Raw genomic sequence first — 14,251 nt, 5'->3', positions numbered from 1 at the left:
CAGAACGCGCGGATCGTCCGAGCGCGGGATGAGAAGCGGCCTGGGAGCGAGGGCCGGGCGTGGCCGCCGACCAGGATCCTGGTCCCAGGACGAGGATCGGCCCGGGGGCCCAGGGGCGCCGGGATCCCGGTGCGAGACTGGTATCACGAGCGACAGGCGTGCTGCACCGCTAGCGGCCGGTGAGTGCGGCCCAAGAAAGGACTGTGATGGTGACGAAGCGCCCCGCCCCCGGTGCCCCGGGGATCCGGACGGGCGGCGAGGCGCTGCCGTGGACGCGCAACGACGCCCTGGTCATGATCGGTGCGGCGGCCATGGACCTGATCGGCTTCACGCTCAGCAGCCAGGCGGAGCAGGGCTACGTCCCGGTGGCCGGCTGTTTCCTCGTGGTGCTGGCCGCGCTGCCGCTGCTCGTCCGGCGCCGAACGCCGATCCTGTCATTCGCGGCCGTTCTGCTGCTGGGGCTGGCGCCGTACCTGACCGTGCCGATGACCCAGCACTTCAACTCCGCAATGGTCGTCGCGCTCTACACGGTCATACGGTCCCGGCGCACGGCCGTGGCGGCTGCGGCATCGCTGGCGGCCGTGGTGATGTCACTGGTGGCCACGACGTCGTGGCCGAAGCCACCGATCGTAGACATCGTGGGCACCGTCTCCGCCGCGGCGATCGTGGCGATCGCCGCGACCGTGATGAAACACTGGCAGCGGGACATCGAGACCAAACGCCGGCTCCTCGCGGACCACGCGGTGGCGGCGGAACGACGGCGTATCGCCCGGGAGCTGCATGACATCGTGGCGCACCACATCACCACCATGCAGCTGATGTCCGGGGGTGCTCGGGCCAACCTCGCCCGTGACCCGGAGGTGGCCAGGGAGGCGCTGGTCACGCTGGAGGGGTCCGGGCGGGTGGCATTGCGCGAGATGCGGCAGCTGCTGGACGTGCTCCGGGCCGGAGACGAGACGGAGAAAGAGCCGACCGCACCGCAGCCGGGGGTCGGGGACCTGGAGCGGCTCATCGCCGAATCGTGCCGGGCCGGACTCCCCGCCTCGCTCGACGTACGGGGCGAGGAGCGTACGCTGCCGCCGAGCGTGGGCCTGAGCGTGTTCCGAATCGTCCAGGAGGCGCTCACGAACGCCCGCAAGTACGCCGGTGACGCGCGGGCTCAAGTACGGCTGACGTACGCACCGGACGGGGTGACTGTGGAGGTTTCCGACGACGGACCGGGCGCGGGCCCCGCAGGACCGGGCGCCGGTTCGGGGCCCGGCTACGGTCTGGTCGGGATGCGCGAACGGGCCGTGCTGCACGGCGGCACACTGGAGGCCGGACCGCTGGACAAGGGCGGGTTCCAGGTGTCGGCCCGGCTGCCGCTGCAGCCCGAAGAGGGAGCACTGCGGTGAGCGAGACGACACACGAGCCGGTCATCAGGGTACTGATCGCGGACGACCAACCACTCGTGCGCCGCGGGTTGGCGTTGATCCTCGGCCCCGACCCGGCCTTCGACGTGGTGGGCGAGGCCGCTGACGGCGCGGAAGCGGTCGCCCTCGCACACCGGCTGCGGCCCGACGTCGTCGTGATGGACATCCGCATGCCGGTGCTCGACGGCGTCGCCGCGACCGGCCGACTCGCACGGGAACTGCCCGGATGCCGCGTACTGGCGCTGAGCACCTTCGACCTGGACGAACACGTGGTGGCCGCGCTGCGCGCGGGCGCCTGCGGATTCCTGCCGAAGGACACCTCGCCCGAGGAACTGGTGGCGGCGATCCACGTGGTCCACACGGGCGAGGCGGCCGTCGCCCCCCGGCTGCTGACCCGGCTGATCGCTACCTACGTCACGGCCCCGCAGCGCCCCGTGCCGCCCGTCGCGGTCGACACGGGCGAGCTCACGCCGCGCGAGGCCGAGGTGTGGCGGCTGATGGCCACGGGCCTCGGCAACGCGGAGATCGCGCGGGACATGTGCGTCAGTGCGTCGACTGTGAAGAACCACATCACGGCCGTCTTCGGGAAACTAGGTGTCCGCGACCGTGCTCAGGCCGTGATCGCGGCGTACGAGACCGGGCTGATCGAGGCGAGCCGACAAGGCGAAGGCTAAGACCGTGTCCTAGAGGCCCAGGTCACATCATCGTGATCCACGTCGGCCGCCTCGGCTGACTTCACCGGGTCGTGGCCAGCTCGGCCCAGACCGTCTTGCCGACGACCCGGTCCTTCACGCCCCACGAGGTCGCCAGCGCCCCGACCAGGTGCAGGCCGAACCCCGATTCGGCGCCGGGTCCGGAGGCCCTGACCTCCGGCCCGCGTTCCCCTCTCGCGTCCGACACCTCGATACGGAGCGTGTCCGCGAGAGCGACGAGCCTCAGCTCGAAGTCCCGCCCCGGCACCAGCCCGTGCTGCACCGCGTTGGCCGCCAGTTCGGACACGATCAACGCGACGTCCCCGGAGAACTCACTCCCGTACGGGACGCCCCACGCGTCGAGTTGGTGAACAACAAGCCGGCGGGCGAGCCGGGCGCCCCGTCGGGTGGAGCTGAAACGTTGGACGAACTCGGCGCCCGCAAGGGTGATTTCGGCGTTCATGTGACTCAGCGTGTCCGGTTGCTCGTACGCTGACCAGCAGTGACACCTCGACGCCGAGCAGCTGTACGGGCACGCCCGGTCGGCTGTACGGACCGTCGGCCGTGACCGGGCGAACAGAGAGCGGTGCGGGGCAGATGGAGAAGGAAGTGCGGCCCGAGCGGCCGGCCGAATCGGATGGAACGGCGCACCTTTTCAGGGCGCTGGGAAAAATGATCAAGATGCTGCGCGAGCGCGCGGGCATGAGCCAGAAGGAACTGGGCCTCGCGACGCACTGCGGGGAGGACCTGATCTCGGCGATGGAGCGAGGGGTACGGACGCCTCAGCCGGAATTCCTCGAACTCGCGGATGACGTGCTCGGTGCGGGTGGCCTGCTCCGGGCGACGACCGGGGAGGTGCGGGAAGCACTGGCGAAGGCGCGTACGCGGCATCCGGAGTGGTATCGCGGCTACGCGAATCTGGAAGCCGACGCATCGCAGCTTTACGACTACAACAACCAGGCCGTGCCTGGGCTGCTCCAGACCGAAGCGTACGCGCGGGCGATCTTTACCCAGCGACGCCCGCTGCTCAGCGAGGAGACCATCGAGAAGCGCGTGGCCGACCGCATGGACCGGCAGCAGGTCTTCGAGCGCTGGCCTCCTCCGACGTTCCACTTCATCCTGGACGAGAGCGTGCTGATGCGTCCCATCGGAGGCCGGGATGTGCACCGGGAACAGTTGCAGGCACTCCTGCGCATCGGCCGTCTCAGGACGGTGCAGCTCCAGGTGGTGCCGCTCGACCGCACCGAACAGCCCAGCCTCGACGGGCCGTTCACCATGATCACCCCCAAGGGGAAGCAGCAGCTCGCCTACCTGGAGATTCACGGATACCCGAGGCTCATCACCGAGCCAGAAGAAGTCCGGGTGCTGGCCATCCGCTATGGAATTATGCAGTCCGTGGCTCTCACTCCGGGGGAGTCCTTGGCCGCGATCGAGAAGATGCTGGGAGAACGATGAGCATCGGGCAACTGAACTGGTTCAAGAGCAGCTACAGCAGTGGCGAGGGCGGTAACTGCATCGAGGTCGCCTACAACTGGCGCAAGTCGAGCCACAGCACCGGCGAAGGCGGCAATTGCGTCGAAGTCGCGACCTGCCCCACCACCATCCACGTCCGCGACTCCAAGAACACCCAGGGCCCCCACCTCGACCTCGCCCCCGGCGCCTGGTCCGCGTTCGTCACGTACGCGCGTCAGGGCTGATCGCACCAGGTCAGCCCCCACTCGCCCGCCCCGCACCGGATCGCGACAGCCGCGACCCGGTGCGCCGCGACCCGGGGGACCGCGACGCGGCGGGCCCCGACGTAAAAAGGCTTTTAAAGGCTTTGGGAAGAAGGAACTTCCCCAACCCAACCCTTCCCCCAGCCACGTACAGGGGCCCGTCACTCGCACGGGTGAGGTTCGCCAACTGAGCTGGGTTTCACAGGGGTTCGCTGGCATATGCTCGCCGCGACAACCCCCAGACATGCGTCGGCCCCCGACCGGGATTGCGACTCCCACCCGAGGGCCTGACCACCGAGGAAGTTCGGAGCTTCCTGATGGATACACAGCAGGTTAGCGCGGCCCCGCGCGCCCCGTCTCCCGTTCGCAGGAGCGCCACGCCGACATCCGGTGTCATGCACATCAACACCCGGCACACCAGCCGCTTCACCGTCATCGGCAACCACCTCGCCCAGCACCGCGAGCTCTCCCTGCTCGCGATCGGGCTCTCGACGTACATCCAGTCACTTCCCGCCGGGGCGCGGATCGGCATCAAGTCGCTCTCCGAGCGGTTTCCCGACAGCGAGGCCCGCATCGCCGCCGCGTTACGTGAGCTGGAGGCGCACGGCTACCTGAGCCGTACCCGCGAGCGGCTGCCCAACGGCCGCGTCGTCACGCGTACTTGCTCCTACAACCAGCCGAACGGCGCCGCACAACGACGCTCAGCCCCCACGCCCAAGCCGCGCCACCAGCCACCCGCACCGGCCCCCGCGCCCGCACCCACGGCCGCAACACCCACGCCCCCGCCGCTCCCTCAGCCCCGCAACCCGCTCCCCCAGTACCTCCGCGCCGCCACCGCGCTGCTCACCGATCTCCACCGGCACTCGGCCGCGATCACCCTCACCGAGAAGGACGTCGTCCTGCTCGCCCCCGCCGCCGCCACCTGGTTCGAGCGCGGCGCCACGCCCGCCGCCCTCCGGCACGCGCTCACCCACGATCTGCCCCAGCCCCTCAAACGCCCCGCCAAGCTCCTCCGGTACCGCCTCACCGCTCTCCTGCCGCCCCCGCCGACCCCGGAGCACCCCACCGTCCTGCTCCAGAACTGCGACCGCTGCGACCGGGCCTTCCGCTCCCCCACCCCGGGCAACTGCCCCGGCTGCTCGGCCGACGACGCCCCCGCACGGTTCCCCGTCCCGGGCGGATGATCACTGGCCCCGGGCCACCCCGCACACGTCCGCACCGATATTCGCTGGATCCGGCGGGAGTGCGTTGTTACGGTGCTCGCACCTCCACCACGGTGCCGACCGTCGGTGACCTATGGGCGTTCGCCCTGGAAAGCAGTTGATGTATGCCCCGGCCAGTAGTTCCGAGCCTCCCTCGCCGCGTCTTCATCCGCGCCGGGGCGACCGGAGCCACGTGCACGCGCACGCCTGCGGCATCGCACTGACCCGCGCGACCTGACCGGTACGCGCGTCCTTTCCGTCAGTACGTGATTCCCGGCCGCCGCCTCATGCCTCTTCGGCCGCCGCCCCCGAGGGCCGCTCGGTACTTCCCTGCTGCATTGCTCATCCTCTTCGGCAAGGAGAAACCCGGGTGTCCACCGACAACCCCAAGCACCGTACGACCAAGTCCTCCCACCACGGCCCCAGCGCCTATCTGAGGACCGACACCTTCACCTGCCTGTGGTGCGGGCTGACCATCGCCACGCTCGCGCCCGACGGCAGCCGTCGCAACCACTGCCCCAGCTGCCTGCACTCGAAGCACTGCCTCGACCACGTCGAGGGCGGCCCGTCCGACTGCGGGTCACGTATGACCCCGATCTCCATCGCGGTACTCCGCACCGGTGACTGGATGGTCATCCACCGCTGCACCTGCTGCGACGAGCTGACCTCGAACCCGGTCTGCGGGGACGACAACCAGCTGATCCTGATGCGGATGGCTGTGCGCCCGCTGGCCCAACCGCCCTTCCCGCTCGAAGCGTTCGGCGATCTGTGACCAGCCGGAAACGACCGAGGAACGGACGGAGGACCCACCATGCCACGACGTGGACCCCGGCAGTCGTCGTACCGCCCGCAGAGACGGAAGGACGTCCTGCACGGGCCGGGCGGCACCCGTGGCGACGCGTTCCGTTGCGCCGGCTGTCGGCTCGACGTACCACTGACCGCCCCGGGCACCACCCATCGCAACCACTGCCCGCACTGCCTGACCAGCCTGCACGTCGATCTGCGGATTCCGGGCGACCGGGCCGCCGACTGCCGCGGGCGGATGACGGCGCTCAGCCTGTCCGTCCGGCAGGACGGGGAATGGACACTCATCCATGAGTGCCTGACCTGCGGTGAGCTCAGTGCCAACCGCATCGCGGGGGACGACAACGCCCTCGCGCTGATGCGCATGGCCGTACGCCCCCTGTCGGACACTCTCGTCCCCGCACGGGCGCTGCTCATGCTGTGACGCGGATGCCGCCTCTGCCCGAGCCACCCGGCTCGGGCAGAGGCGTCCGGTCCCGCCCGGCGCCCGTCCCGCCCTGCTCGCATCTTCGCCGACCGGCGAAGTCCCTATCCTGAGTGGATGATCACCGCTCCTGAACTCGTCATATTCGACTGCGACGGCGTGCTCGTCGACAGCGAACGGATCGCCGTACGCATCCAGGTCCAGGTGGGCGCCGAGCTGGGATGGCCGCTGACGGCGCAGGAGGTCGTCGAGAAGTTCGTGGGGCGGTCGAACAAGTCCATCGGCGAACTGGTCGAAGCGATCCTGCCCGGCGCTTCCGCCGCCTGGCAGAAGCGCTTCGAGGACCTCCACCGCGATGCCGTCGAGACCGAACTCGTCGCAGTGGAAGGCATCCACGAAACGCTGGCCGCCCTCGCGCTCCCCACTTGCGTGGCGTCCAGCGGCAGCCACGAGAAGATGCGCCACACCCTGGGCCACACCGGGCTCTACGCGCACTTCGAGGGACGCATCTTCAGCGCCACCGAGGTCGAACGCGGAAAGCCCGCCCCCGATCTCTTTCTGCACGCCGCCCGGCGGATGGGTGTCGAACCCGCCGCCTGCGTGGTCGTCGAGGACAGCAAGTACGGGGTGCAGGCCGCCCGTTCAGCCGGGATGCGGGCATTCGGCTTCGCGGGCGGGCTGACTCCGGCGCACTGGCTGGAAGGTCCGGACACTGTGGTCTTCGACGACATGCGCAAGCTGCCGTCGCTGCTGTCCGGGAGCTGATGACTCGCGGGGCTTCAGGCCGTCACCACTCGTCGCGGCCGATCACCCGGAAGCTGCCCGCGACGCCGTTGTTGATGAACACGCCGCCTTGGACGTCGGGGGTCACGACACCGTAGGTGCTGCCGTAGGGGCCGACTGTGGCGACCGGAGCACCGCCGTCACAGGCGAACCCCCGGAAGACCTCGACCGCGTGCCGACTGTTGTTGGTAATGCTGAAGCTGCTCGATCCAAGCCCGCTGGCCGCGGGGACGCAGCCCCCCGGATAGGCGGCGTACTCCCGCTCGTTGAAGTAGATCCTCTCCTCCCCCTTCCGGTCGTAGCCGCGCTCGCGCCCGCCCCGGCCGCCGCCCTCGTCGCCGCGCCCGCCCCGGCCGCCGCCCTCGTCGCCGCGCCCGCCCCGGCCGCCGCCCTCGTCGCCGTACCCGCCGCGGTCGGAGCCCTCGTCGTCGCGCCCGCCGCGGTCGGAGCCCTCGCGGTCGGAGCCGCCGCGGTCGCCACCCTCGCGGTCGCCGCCCTGGTCTCCCTGGCCTCCCTCGTCCGCCTTGTTCCCCTCGTCCGTCTTGCCCTCCGTTCCGCTTCCGCTGTCGCTTTCGCTGCCGAGGGGGGCCGGTGCGGGGGCGGCCTGCCGGGCGGGCGGGGCGGCCTGGTGAACGGGCTGCTCGGCCCGCGCGGCGGCCGGTTCGGCCTGGGTGGATCCGTCAGTCGCATAGGTGATACCGGTGGCAAGGGCCGCTGCGCCGACTACAGCGGCCGCCACGGCGAAGGTACGCGAAGGCATGTCACTTCTCTCCGTCTCAGAGACGTCGGCCGGACGGCCAACCTGCGGCGAACGTACCGACGGGCCCCATACCTGTCATTTCGGGCAAGCCCAGGGCGTGACACCGCAGGACCGGTCGGGTACAAAGAAGGCATTCCACGCATACCCATACCGCTGCCGATGCCGTTGCCGATGCCGCTGTCCAGGAGCTGAGCGTTCCGGACCCGGGTCGCGTGCCAGTGGTCGCGGACCGGCCGGACAGTGCGGCGATGGACCCCCGAAATTCGCGAGGCGGGACCCGGACGACCGGGTCCCGCCTCGCGACATTTTCGAAAGCCTCTGCTCAAGGGCGAGCCGGCTACTCCACGAAACGCCAGGTGACGTCGATCGAACCCTGGTCGAGGGAGGCGAGCGCACTGTATGCGCCGGGCGTCAGATCGAGGCCGTACCTGCCCGCACCCGGGCTCTGGTCAACGACCGTCGCGGTTATGGACTTTCCGTTGTGCGTGATCTCGACCTGCTTCCCGCAGGAGGGAGACGGGTATCCGGATTCGAACATGCTGGAGTCGAGCGCAACAGCGAAATCACTGTCCGTGACCACGATGCCGCACGCCGTCAGTCCGGCCTGGTAGTACGTCGCGTCTCCGTGGTAGCCGCTCGACGGCGGCTCTGCGGGCGGCCCCGACGTCCGGCCCGACGCCGGGGGTGTCGCCTTGCCCTGCTCCGGGGGCGGTGTCGTTGTCTGGCCCGGCTCCGGGGGTGGCGTCGTTGTCTGGCCCGGCTCCGGGGGCGGCATCGTCCCGCTGGGTTCCGGGGCGAGAGTGGAACGGGGCGACTCGGTCAGGCTGGGGGCGGGGTCCTCCGGTTGCCCTGAAGCGCTCGATGCCGGGACGGGGATGTCGGTGTCCTCCGAGGCGGAGGCGGTGGCGACGATCACGGCAGCGGAACCGACGGCCAGTAATGCGGCCGCCGCGATTTTGACGATCTTTGCTCTCAACGTTCCCTCTCTGAATGTCACATTCCGGACGGCGCGCATGCGAAGCATTCGCGGCGGGGGGTGCCATGAAGTTTCCTCGCGACCACGCCGCCGCGATCGTCGGCCCACGGGGACCGACGATCGCGGCGGCCTCATGATGACCAATCCCGCTGATGCCCCACTGATGCCCCACTGACGTTCGGAAACGGACGGCGAACTCCGGTCGCCCATAAGCGAAAGGGCCGGGCGCCGCACCGTCTGGTGCGGGTCGCCCGGCCCTTGCGTTCGACTCGGCTACGTCAGCGGGCGACCGCCTTGGTCGCCTTGCTGGTGGCGGTACCACTGGCGTGGCCGGTGCGGCGGGCGGTCACCTTGACGGTGATCTTCTTGCCGCGCTGGGCGGACTTGAGCGTCAGCGAGGACTTGGTCGCGCCGGAGATCGCCTTGCCGTTCGCGTACCACTGATAGCCGTACGAGGTCGGGGTGGGCGTCCAGGTGCCGTGGGCGGCCTTGAGGGTGCGGCCGACCTTTGCCGTGCCGGAGATCGTGGGCTGCTTGGTGGCCTTGGGCGCGCTGCCCTTGGCGACCTTCACCGAGGCGGGCGTCGCGGAACCGTCGGCGTGACCGGTGCGGTGGGCCGTGACGGTGACGGTGAGGTACTTGCCGAGCAGCGACGCCGGGACGGTGTACGTCGATGCCGTCGCGTCCTTGATGGCCTTGCCGTCGGCCTTCCACTGATAGCCGTAGGAGGTGGCGGCGGGCGTCCAACTGCCCCCCGTGGTGGTCAGCTTGGCGCCGACCTTCACAGTACCGGTGATCTTCGGGGCGGTCGTCACCCTGGGCGCCGCGCCCTTGGCGACCGTGAGCGCCGCCGAGGTGGCCGGGACGTCCGCCGTGCCGGTGCGGCGGGCCGTGACGGTGACGCCGATCTTCTTGCCGAGCAGCGAGACCGGGACGGTGTAGGTGGCGGCGGTCGCGCCGGTGATCGGCTGCCCGTCGGCGTCCCACTGGTAGGTGTACGAGGTCGGGGCAGGGGTCCAGGTGCCGGGGGACGCGGTGAGGTGGTCGCCGACGCGGGCGGTGGTGCCGATGGTCGGTGGTGCGCTGTTGCGGAGCGGGGCCGAGGTGACGGTGAAGTCGCCCCGCGAGTACTCCGCGCTGCGGTGGGTGATGACGCTCGCGCTCCAGGCGCCCTCGGCCGCGCCGGTCAGGTCGAGCTCGGCGGTGAGGGTACGGCGGTCGGGCGAGACGGAGACCGTGGTTCCGGTGATCTCGCGGCCGGCGTTGCGCAGTACGACGTGGTCGTCCTCGTGCAGGGCGGTGCCGGTGACCGTGACCGTCGTCCTCGTACCGGAGGCGCCGGTGACCGGGGCCAGCTTGGTGACGGTCACCCGCTCCAGGCCGCAGAGCCCCGGGCAGACCGCCTCGGCCTTGTACGAGGTCCGCGAGGCCTTCTCCGGCAGGGAGAGGACCAGGATGCTCGGGGTGAGCTCCCTGGAGTACCGCTCGATCACCGAGCACTGGTAGCCGCCGGGGGTGCCGTGTACGCAGCCGTTGTCGAGGCTCGGGTCGTGCAGCGCGGGCACCGCCGTGTCGGTGGCACCGGTCGTGTCGCTGATGTCCATCGTGAAGCGGTCGCTGTACGCGGTGGGCAGCGCGGCGCAGACGGCGGTGTGCTCCTCGTCGAGGGTGCCGGTGACCGGGCCGTAGCCGTACGCGATGCTCGCGACCTTCTCGCACTCGGCGGCCGGTCCGTCCGGGCCCGCGATGCGCAGGGCGTCGAAGCGGTACGAGTCGGCGGCCTTCAGCGTCGTGGGAACGGTGACCAGGACCTGGTAGTGGGTGGAGCCGGTGACGGCGCACGCCTGGTTTCTGTCGCAGAGGGGGGTGCCGTCGGCGCCGTACACCACCGCGTTGGCGGTGCCGAGCGCGTCGCGGACATTGATGTGCAGGGTGTCCTTGGCGTCGGCGGTGGTGACCTGGCGGCAGCGCAGCTCGCCGGGGGCGCCCATGGTGCCGCCGGTGGACGGGCCGCCAGGCTTCGTCGCCGGGTTCGGGGTGCAGCCCTTGGCGGTCGCGGTGACGTCGCGGCGGGCCAGGATGTATTCGGCGGGGGTGTCGCGGCCGGTGACCAGCACGGTGTGGGCGACGCCCGGGGTCAGCGCGCAGGTCGTCCAGGTGGAGACGGAGGGGCGGGTCGAGCAGATCTCCTTGCCTTGGACGTCCACGACGACGAACTGGGCCAGGGCCGTGGTGCCGGGTGCCGCCCGGAGCTGGATGTTCTCCTCGGCGCTGTGGTCGTTCGCCGGAATGCTCAGGCAGCGCGAGAAGACGCCGTCACCGGTGGCGACGCGGGCGGTGGGGCCGGTCGCGGTGAAGTCGCCCGCCGGGAGGACCGGGCAGTCGGCCGGCGCGTCGGTGCGGTACAGGGCGAGGGTGTACGGGCCGGTCGGCTTGGACTCGCTGTCGTTGGTGACCAGGGCCCGGAACGGGGCCTTGCCGGTGAGCCCGCAGGTGCCGTTCGCGGGCCGGGAGGGGACGCAGACCTGAACGCCGTCGGCATCGACGACAGAGACGGCCGGGTACGGCGCGCCGTTGAAGACGGGCTCCAGCGCAGCCATCCGGGAGCCTGCGGGCAGCGGCAGGGACAGACAGTCGATCTCGCCGCCGACAGTGAACTCGGAACGGTGCACGCCCATGTCGACCGGCTCGCAGCCCGTGGTGGCGGAGCCGTCGATGATCAGTGTGGCGGAGTTGGTGTAGACGGTGTACTCACCGGCGGCCGGGAGTGTGCAGAAGTCGTTCCAGGTCTCGCAGGCGGTCCGGCCGTTCCGGTCGTACACGGTGAGCGCGGAGCGCACGCCGTCGTAGACGGAGTACGCGTCGAAGCGTCCGGCGGCCGGGGCGGTGAAGGTCCGGCAGCCGTGGGCCGGGTCGGCGGCCGTGGGACCGGAGTTGTATCCGTTCAACGGCGGGTGGGCGCAGCCGGCCGGGTCGGAGATACGGCGGACGGCGAGGGTGTACTCGGCGGGGAAGCCGTGCTCGGCCTCGCCGACCTGCGAGAGGACCCGGTAGGGGCCGTCGCCGGGCAGTACGCAGCCCTTGTTGCCGTCCTCGTTGAGGTGCGGGCAGATCCGGGCGCCGGTCTCGTCGGTGATCCAGGCCAGGGCCTGGCCGTACGCGGTCGTCCTGATCTCGGTGGTGATCCGCTCGCCCGGCTTGCCGGTGAAGAGCCGGCACTGGATGGCGGTCGGCCCGGCGGCCGAGCCGACGACGGGGGCGGTGTCCCAGGCGGTGCCGATCTCCGGCGCGCAGCCCTCGGTGGTGACGAGGGAGGTGACGGCGACAGTGGGCCTGCTCGTCTCGGACCAGCCGTTGTACAGCTGGAGCGTGAACTCGCCCGCGCGGGGCAGCCGGCACCAGCCCTCGCCCCACGAGGGGTCGTAGCAGTCGATCTTCGTGTCGCCGTCGTAGACGGAGAAGTACGTGCTGGCGTTGGCGCCGCCGACGAGCACGACCTTGTGCAGTCCGGCGACCCCGGCGGTGAACGTGAAACAGGCCGTGCCGTCGCCCGGGATCGTCGGCCTGCCCTGGGCCGGGGCGGCCTCGCCGAAGCCGGAGAGCGGCAGGACGGGACAGTTCTCGTCAACCGGGGCATCGGCCGCCGTCACCGCGGGGGCGTACGCCTGTGCGGCGCTCGCGGGTACCAGCAGCGGGAGCAGGACCGACAGCGCGAGCAGCAGCGCGGCGTACGCCGCCGCTCTCCTGGATCTCGCCGCCGTATGTGGATGGCTGGGCATTCCGTTCCCCCCGGACCGGTGAAGTGTGCGCCTCTGCCAGGGGTTTCACGGACGACGCGCGAGCGCGCGAACGCGGGACGGCCCGGAACACAAGCGAGATGTGTGCGACTCGTAGAGATGAGCGCACGTGATCATCGCACAGGTGTCCGGGGCCGCCGAGGAATTTCCGTTCCGGTCACGGGCTACTTGCCCAGCACCGCCTTCATCACGCTCTTCGCGATCGGCGCGCCCAGCCGGCCACCGGAGATGTCGGACCGGGAGATGTCCATGGCCGTCGGGTCGATGAACACCGCCACCGCCACCGACTTGCCGCCGGACTTGCCGTACGAGACGAACCAGCCGTACGGCACCTCGTCGTTCACATCGACACCGCGCTGCGCCGTGCCGGTCTTGCCGCCGACCGTGACGCCGTCGATCAGGGCGCGCTGGGCGCTGCCCTCCTTGGCGGTGAACTCCATCATTTCCTGGACCTTCTTCGCCGTCTCCTCGGAAACGGCCTGGCTCTTGAGCTTCGGCTCGTTCTTCTCCAGGACCGACAGATCGGGGCCGCGCAGCTCGTCCACGATGTACGGCTGCATCAGCTTGCCGTCGTTGGCGAGGGCGGCCGTCACCATCGCCATCTGCATGGGCGTGCTGGTGAGGCTGCCCTGCCCCATGCCCGTCAGCGCGGTGCCGGGCTTGTCCAGCTTCTCCGGGTAGAGGCTCTTGGTGGCGAGCATGTCGCCGAACTCGTCGGAGTACACATCGGCGTTGAAGCCGAACTTCTCCGCGGTCTCCCGCATCTTTTTGTCGCCGACCTTGGACGCCGCGTCGAGGAAGACGTTGTTGCAGGAGTACTGCATCGCGGTCTTCATGGACGCCTTGTTGCACACCGCGTCGCCGGCCTCGCTGCCGATCTTGTTCGTGGAGAGCGGCAGGGGGTACGGGGAGACCGCGTCGGACCGCGCGTCGACATCGGTGACCACGCCGTTCTCCAGGGCCGCGGCCGCCGTGAGGATCTTGAACGTCGAGCCGGGCGGAAAGGTCTCCCGCAGCGGGCGGTTGGCCAGCGGCTTGCTCTTGTCCTTGACGAGCGCCTGGAACTTGTCCCCCTCCTTGAACGAGTTCCCGGCGAAGACGGACGGGTCGTACGAGGGCGTGGAGACCAGGGCCAGGACCTTCCCCGTCTCCGGTTCCAGCGCGACGACCGCGCCGCGCGCGCCGAGGTCGGTCAGCCCCTTGTAGCCGGCCTTCTGCGCCTTCGGGTCGATCGTGGTGATCACATCGCCGCCGCGCCGCGGCTCGCCGGTGATGACGTCCTTGGCGTGCCGGAAGGCGAAGCGGTCGTCCTGGCCGCTGAGGATGCTGTCGTACGTCTTCTCCAGGAGGGACATGCCCTGCGACTGGGAGGCGTATCCGGTGACGGGGGCGTACATCGGGCCCTGCTTGAAGGTCCGCTTGTACTTGAAGTCCGTTCCGTCGACCGCCTTGGAACCGGTGATCGCGTCGCTGCCCACGACGATGTCGCCGCGCGGGGTGGCGAACTGGGTGATCTTGACCCGGCGGTTCTGCTCATGCGTGGCCAGGGGCTCGCTCTGGAAGTACTGGAGCCAGTTCGCCCGCAGCAGCAACGCCATCACCAGCAGCCCGCAGAATATGGCTATGCGCCGCAGCGGCCTGTTCATCCTGATCCACTCCCGTAACTCATCTGCTCACGTGCTCACC

General features: G+C 70.2%; 13 protein-coding genes. 8 read left to right on the top strand and 5 right to left on the bottom strand.

Annotation, left to right across the window (positions count from 1 at the left end; all coding sequences use genetic code 11):
* Positions 1-206: 206 nt before the first annotated feature.
* Positions 207-1,394 (top strand): sensor histidine kinase, encoded by a 1,188-nt coding sequence (locus OG842_RS22770; RefSeq protein WP_266732126.1) that lies wholly within the window; start codon positions 207-209, stop codon positions 1,392-1,394.
* The gene (locus OG842_RS22765; RefSeq protein WP_266732124.1) at positions 1,391-2,086 is read left to right on the top strand and encodes a response regulator; all 696 of its coding nucleotides are present in this window, start codon (positions 1,391-1,393) and stop codon (positions 2,084-2,086) included. Before OG842_RS22770 ends, OG842_RS22765 begins: the two co-directional genes overlap by 4 nt.
* Positions 2,087-2,147: 61 nt before the next feature.
* On the opposite strand, the gene OG842_RS22760 is transcribed toward OG842_RS22765, so the two are convergent.
* Positions 2,148-2,567: an ATP-binding protein gene (locus tag OG842_RS22760; protein WP_266732123.1), complete on the bottom strand. Its 420-nt coding sequence runs from the start codon at positions 2,565-2,567 to the stop codon at positions 2,148-2,150.
* A 134-nt stretch (positions 2,568-2,701) separates the two neighbouring features.
* Here OG842_RS22760 and OG842_RS22755 point away from each other — a divergent pair, with 134 nt between their 5' ends.
* The 6 genes from OG842_RS22755 to OG842_RS22730 all read left to right on the top strand — a co-directional run bounded on the left by OG842_RS22755 (position 2,702) and on the right by OG842_RS22730 (position 7,014).
* On the top strand, positions 2,702-3,559 hold the full coding sequence (locus tag OG842_RS22755) for a helix-turn-helix domain-containing protein (RefSeq protein WP_266732121.1): 858 nt from the start codon (positions 2,702-2,704) through the stop codon (positions 3,557-3,559).
* Positions 3,556-3,801 carry a DUF397 domain-containing protein gene (locus tag OG842_RS22750; RefSeq protein WP_266732120.1) on the top strand — a complete coding sequence of 82 codons (246 nt, stop codon included), beginning with the start codon at positions 3,556-3,558 and terminating at the stop codon, positions 3,799-3,801. The genes OG842_RS22755 and OG842_RS22750 overlap by 4 nt, the downstream gene beginning before the upstream one ends.
* 335 nt (positions 3,802-4,136) lie before the next feature.
* Positions 4,137-5,003, top strand: a complete 867-nt coding sequence (locus OG842_RS22745) for a helix-turn-helix domain-containing protein (protein WP_328512451.1) — start codon at positions 4,137-4,139, stop codon at positions 5,001-5,003.
* A gap of 388 nt (positions 5,004-5,391) precedes the next feature.
* Entirely contained in the window at positions 5,392-5,793 is a 402-nt protein-coding gene (locus tag OG842_RS22740) for an RNHCP domain-containing protein (protein WP_266732117.1), read from the top strand.
* A gap of 39 nt (positions 5,794-5,832) precedes the next feature.
* On the top strand, positions 5,833-6,249 hold the full coding sequence (locus tag OG842_RS22735) for an RNHCP domain-containing protein (protein ID WP_266732115.1): 417 nt from the start codon (positions 5,833-5,835) through the stop codon (positions 6,247-6,249).
* Positions 6,250-6,366: 117 nt separating this feature from the next.
* Positions 6,367-7,014, top strand: coding sequence for an HAD family hydrolase (locus OG842_RS22730; RefSeq protein ID WP_266732114.1), 648 nt, complete (start codon positions 6,367-6,369; stop codon positions 7,012-7,014).
* 22 nt (positions 7,015-7,036) lie between these two features.
* Here the strand turns inward: OG842_RS22730 and OG842_RS22725 are convergent, their stop codons facing one another.
* From OG842_RS22725 to OG842_RS22710, 4 genes are all read right to left on the bottom strand, one after another.
* A complete protein-coding gene (locus OG842_RS22725) occupies positions 7,037-7,792 on the bottom strand; it encodes a hypothetical protein (protein WP_266732113.1) in 756 nt (251 codons plus the stop codon).
* A 337-nt stretch (positions 7,793-8,129) separates the two neighbouring features.
* Positions 8,130-8,768 carry an RlpA-like double-psi beta-barrel domain-containing protein gene (locus tag OG842_RS22720; protein ID WP_266732112.1) on the bottom strand — a complete coding sequence of 213 codons (639 nt, stop codon included), beginning with the start codon at positions 8,766-8,768 and terminating at the stop codon, positions 8,130-8,132.
* Positions 8,769-9,046: 278 nt separating this feature from the next.
* Positions 9,047-12,547, bottom strand: coding sequence for a hypothetical protein (locus OG842_RS22715; protein ID WP_328512450.1), 3,501 nt, complete (start codon positions 12,545-12,547; stop codon positions 9,047-9,049).
* A 182-nt stretch (positions 12,548-12,729) separates the two neighbouring features.
* Positions 12,730-14,211 carry a peptidoglycan D,D-transpeptidase FtsI family protein gene (locus tag OG842_RS22710; RefSeq protein ID WP_266732109.1) on the bottom strand — a complete coding sequence of 494 codons (1,482 nt, stop codon included), beginning with the start codon at positions 14,209-14,211 and terminating at the stop codon, positions 12,730-12,732.
* Positions 14,212-14,251 lie beyond the last annotated feature (40 nt).

The sequence above is a fragment of the Streptomyces sp. NBC_00376 genome (assembly GCF_036077095.1).
Classification (GTDB): Bacteria; Actinomycetota; Actinomycetes; order Streptomycetales; family Streptomycetaceae; genus Streptomyces.
This window is presented reverse-complemented; position numbering and strand designations above follow the sequence as displayed.

Coding starts and splice junctions, on each gene's coding strand:
- OG842_RS22770 (WP_266732126.1), top strand. CDS start 207: ATGGTGACGAAGCGCCCCGCCCCCGGTGCCCCGGGGATCCGGACGGGC.
- OG842_RS22760 (WP_266732123.1), bottom strand. CDS start 2,567: ATGAACGCCGAAATCACCCTTGCGGGCGCCGAGTTCGTCCAACGTTTC.
- OG842_RS22755 (WP_266732121.1), top strand. CDS start 2,702: ATGGAGAAGGAAGTGCGGCCCGAGCGGCCGGCCGAATCGGATGGAACG.
- OG842_RS22750 (WP_266732120.1), top strand. CDS start 3,556: ATGAGCATCGGGCAACTGAACTGGTTCAAGAGCAGCTACAGCAGTGGC.
- OG842_RS22745 (WP_328512451.1), top strand. CDS start 4,137: ATGGATACACAGCAGGTTAGCGCGGCCCCGCGCGCCCCGTCTCCCGTT.
- OG842_RS22735 (WP_266732115.1), top strand. CDS start 5,833: ATGCCACGACGTGGACCCCGGCAGTCGTCGTACCGCCCGCAGAGACGG.
- OG842_RS22730 (WP_266732114.1), top strand. CDS start 6,367: ATGATCACCGCTCCTGAACTCGTCATATTCGACTGCGACGGCGTGCTC.
- OG842_RS22725 (WP_266732113.1), bottom strand. CDS start 7,792: ATGCCTTCGCGTACCTTCGCCGTGGCGGCCGCTGTAGTCGGCGCAGCG.
- OG842_RS22715 (WP_328512450.1), bottom strand. CDS start 12,547: ATGCCCAGCCATCCACATACGGCGGCGAGATCCAGGAGAGCGGCGGCG.
- OG842_RS22710 (WP_266732109.1), bottom strand. CDS start 14,211: ATGAACAGGCCGCTGCGGCGCATAGCCATATTCTGCGGGCTGCTGGTG.